This window comes from Actinobacillus vicugnae (assembly GCF_901687125.1).
Classification (GTDB): domain Bacteria; phylum Pseudomonadota; class Gammaproteobacteria; order Enterobacterales; family Pasteurellaceae; genus Actinobacillus; species Actinobacillus vicugnae.
In genome coordinates this window covers 1-3,231 of the sequence record NZ_CABFJY010000031.1, presented here as the reverse complement: position 1 = coordinate 3,231, position 3,231 = coordinate 1, and the positions used below count along the sequence as shown (strand labels likewise).

The 3,231-nt window shown below is 47.8% G+C and carries 1 rRNA gene; it reads left to right on the top strand.

Annotated elements, in window-relative coordinates:
- Nucleotides 1-226: 226 nt before the first annotated feature.
- Nucleotides 227-3,127, top strand: a 23S ribosomal RNA gene (locus F8M47_RS07280).
- Nucleotides 3,128-3,231 lie beyond the last annotated feature (104 nt).

Genomic DNA, 3,231 nt, shown 5'->3' with positions numbered 1-3,231 from the left:
TTGTCTAAATTGTTCTTTAAAAAATTGGAAACAAGCTGAAAAACTGAAGAGACTTTCAAGTCAGCGGAGATATTGAAAAATATTAAGCTGATAAAGAAAAAGTCTGAGTAGTTAAAAAATCTTGACTGAACAAAAGCAGTCAAGTGTTTAGTTGAATAATATCGGCTTTGAGTGTTTGAGATGATATAGCAATATATCAAAGGTATAAAAACATTTGAGGTTGTATAGTTAAGTGACTAAGCGTACACGGTGGATGCCTTGGCAATCAGAGGCGAAGAAGGACGTGCTAATCTGCGATAAGCTTGGATGAGTCGATAAGAGGCGTTTAATCCAAGATTTCCGAATGGGGAAACCCAGTAGATGAAGAATCTACTATCTTATACTGAATACATAGGTATAAGAGGCAAACCGGGAGAACTGAAACATCTAAGTACCCCGAGGAAAAGAAATCAACCGAGATTCTGTCAGTAGCGGCGAGCGAAAGCGGAAGAGCCTGTTAGTGATAATAGTTTTGTTAGGAGAATGAGCTGGGAAGCTCAACCATAGCAGGTGATAGTCCTGTATCCGAAAACATTACTATGGTACTAAGCTAACGAGAAGTAGGGCGGGACACGAGAAATCCTGTTTGAAGAAGGGGGGACCATCCTCCAAGGCTAAATACTCCTGATTGACCGATAGTGAACCAGTACTGTGAAGGAAAGGCGAAAAGAACCCCAGTGAGGGGAGTGAAATAGAACCTGAAACCGTGTACGTACAAGCAGTGGGAGCCAACTTGTTTGGTGACTGCGTACCTTTTGTATAATGGGTCAGCGACTTATATTTTGTAGCGAGGTTAACTGAATAAGGGAGCCGAAGGGAAACCGAGTCTTAACTGGGCGTTTGAGTTGCAAGGTATAGACCCGAAACCCGGTGATCTAGCCATGGGCAGGTTGAAGGTTGGGTAACACTAACTGGAGGACCGAACCGACTAATGTTGAAAAATTAGCGGATGACTTGTGGCTGGGGGTGAAAGGCCAATCAAACCGGGAGATAGCTGGTTCTCCCCGAAATCTATTTAGGTAGAGCCTTGAGCGGACACCTTCGGGGGTAGAGCACTGTTTCGGCTAGGGGGTCATCCCGACTTACCAACCCGATGCAAACTGCGAATACCGAAGAGTGATACTCAGGAGACACACGGTGGGTGCTAACGTCCATCGTGGAGAGGGAAACAACCCAGACCGCCAGCTAAGGTCCCCAAGTACTAGTTAAGTGGGAAACGAAGTGGGAAGGCTTAGACAGCTAGGATGTTGGCTTAGAAGCAGCCACCATTTAAAGAAAGCGTAATAGCTCACTAGTCGAGTCGGCCTGCGCGGAAGATGTAACGGGGCTAAAACTAGTCACCGAAGCTGCGGCATCAATGGAGACATTGTTGGGTAGGGGAGCGTTCTGTAAGCGGATGAAGCTGAATTGAGAAGTTTGGTGGACGTATCAGAAGTGCGAATGCTGACATAAGTAACGACAAAACGAGTGAAAAACTCGTTCGCCGGAAGACCAAGGGTTCCTGTCCAACGTTAATCGGGGCAGGGTGAGTCGGCCCCTAAGGCGAGGCTGAAAAGCGTAGTCGATGGGAAACGGGTTAATATTCCCGTACTTGGATAAACTGCGATGTGGGGACGGAGAAGGTTAGGTTAGCAGACTGTTGGATGTCTGTTTAAGCCGGTAGGTGGGAAGACTAGGCAAATCCGGTCTTCCATTCAACACCGAGAAGTGATGACGAGTTTCTACGGAAATGAAGTAACCGATACCACGCTTCCAGGAAAAGCCACTAAGCTTCAGGTTTATCTAAACCGTACTATAAACCGACACAGGTGGTCAGGTAGAGAATACTCAGGCGCTTGAGAGAACTCGGGTGAAGGAACTAGGCAAAATAGCACCGTAACTTCGGGAGAAGGTGCGCCGGCGTAGATTGTAGAGATTAACTCTCGAAGGTTGAACCGGTCGAAGATACCAGCTGGCTGCAACTGTTTATTAAAAACACAGCACTCTGCAAACACGAAAGTGGACGTATAGGGTGTGATGCCTGCCCGGTGCTGGAAGGTTAATTGATGGTGTTATCGCAAGAGAAGCTCCTGATCGAAGCCCCAGTAAACGGCGGCCGTAACTATAACGGTCCTAAGGTAGCGAAATTCCTTGTCGGGTAAGTTCCGACCTGCACGAATGGCATAATGATGGCCAGGCTGTCTCCACCCGAGACTCAGTGAAATTGAAATCGCCGTGAAGATGCGGTGTACCCGCGGCTAGACGGAAAGACCCCGTGAACCTTTACTATAGCTTGACACTGAACATTGAATTTTGATGTGTAGGATAGGTGGGAGACTAAGAAGCAGTCACGCCAGTGATTGTGGAGTCGTCCTTGAAATACCACCCTTTAACGTTTGATGTTCTAACGAAGTATCTGGAACGGGTACTCGGACAGTGTCTGGTGGGTAGTTTGACTGGGGCGGTCTCCTCCCAAAGCGTAACGGAGGAGCACGAAGGTTTGCTAATCACGGTCGGACATCGTGAGGTTAGTGCAATGGTATAAGCAAGCTTAACTGCGAGACAGACAAGTCGAGCAGGTGCGAAAGCAGGTCATAGTGATCCGGTGGTTCTGAATGGAAGGGCCATCGCTCAACGGATAAAAGGTACTCCGGGGATAACAGGCTGATACCGCCCAAGAGTTCATATCGACGGCGGTGTTTGGCACCTCGATGTCGGCTCATCACATCCTGGGGCTGAAGTAGGTCCCAAGGGTATGGCTGTTCGCCATTTAAAGTGGTACGCGAGCTGGGTTTAGAACGTCGTGAGACAGTTCGGTCCCTATCTGCCGTGGGCGTTGGAGAATTGAAAGGGGCTGCTCCTAGTACGAGAGGACCGGAGTGGACGCATCACTGGTGTTCCAGTTGTCTCGCCAGAGGCACTGCTGGGTAGCTACATGCGGAAGAGATAAGTGCTGAAAGCATCTAAGCACGAAACTTGCCTTGAGATGAGTTCTCCCAGTCTATAAGACTGTAAGGGTTGTTGGAGACTACGACGTAGATAGGTCTGGTGTGTAAGTGGTGCGAGCCATTGAGCTAACAGATACTAATTGCCCGAGAGGCTTAACTATACAACGCTCAAGTGTTTTTGAGGAAACACGCAGCAAATGATACGAAGCGAAAGCTAAGTAAGAAAAGCGAAAAGACAAAGAAAGAAACTTTAGACAGCTTGTTT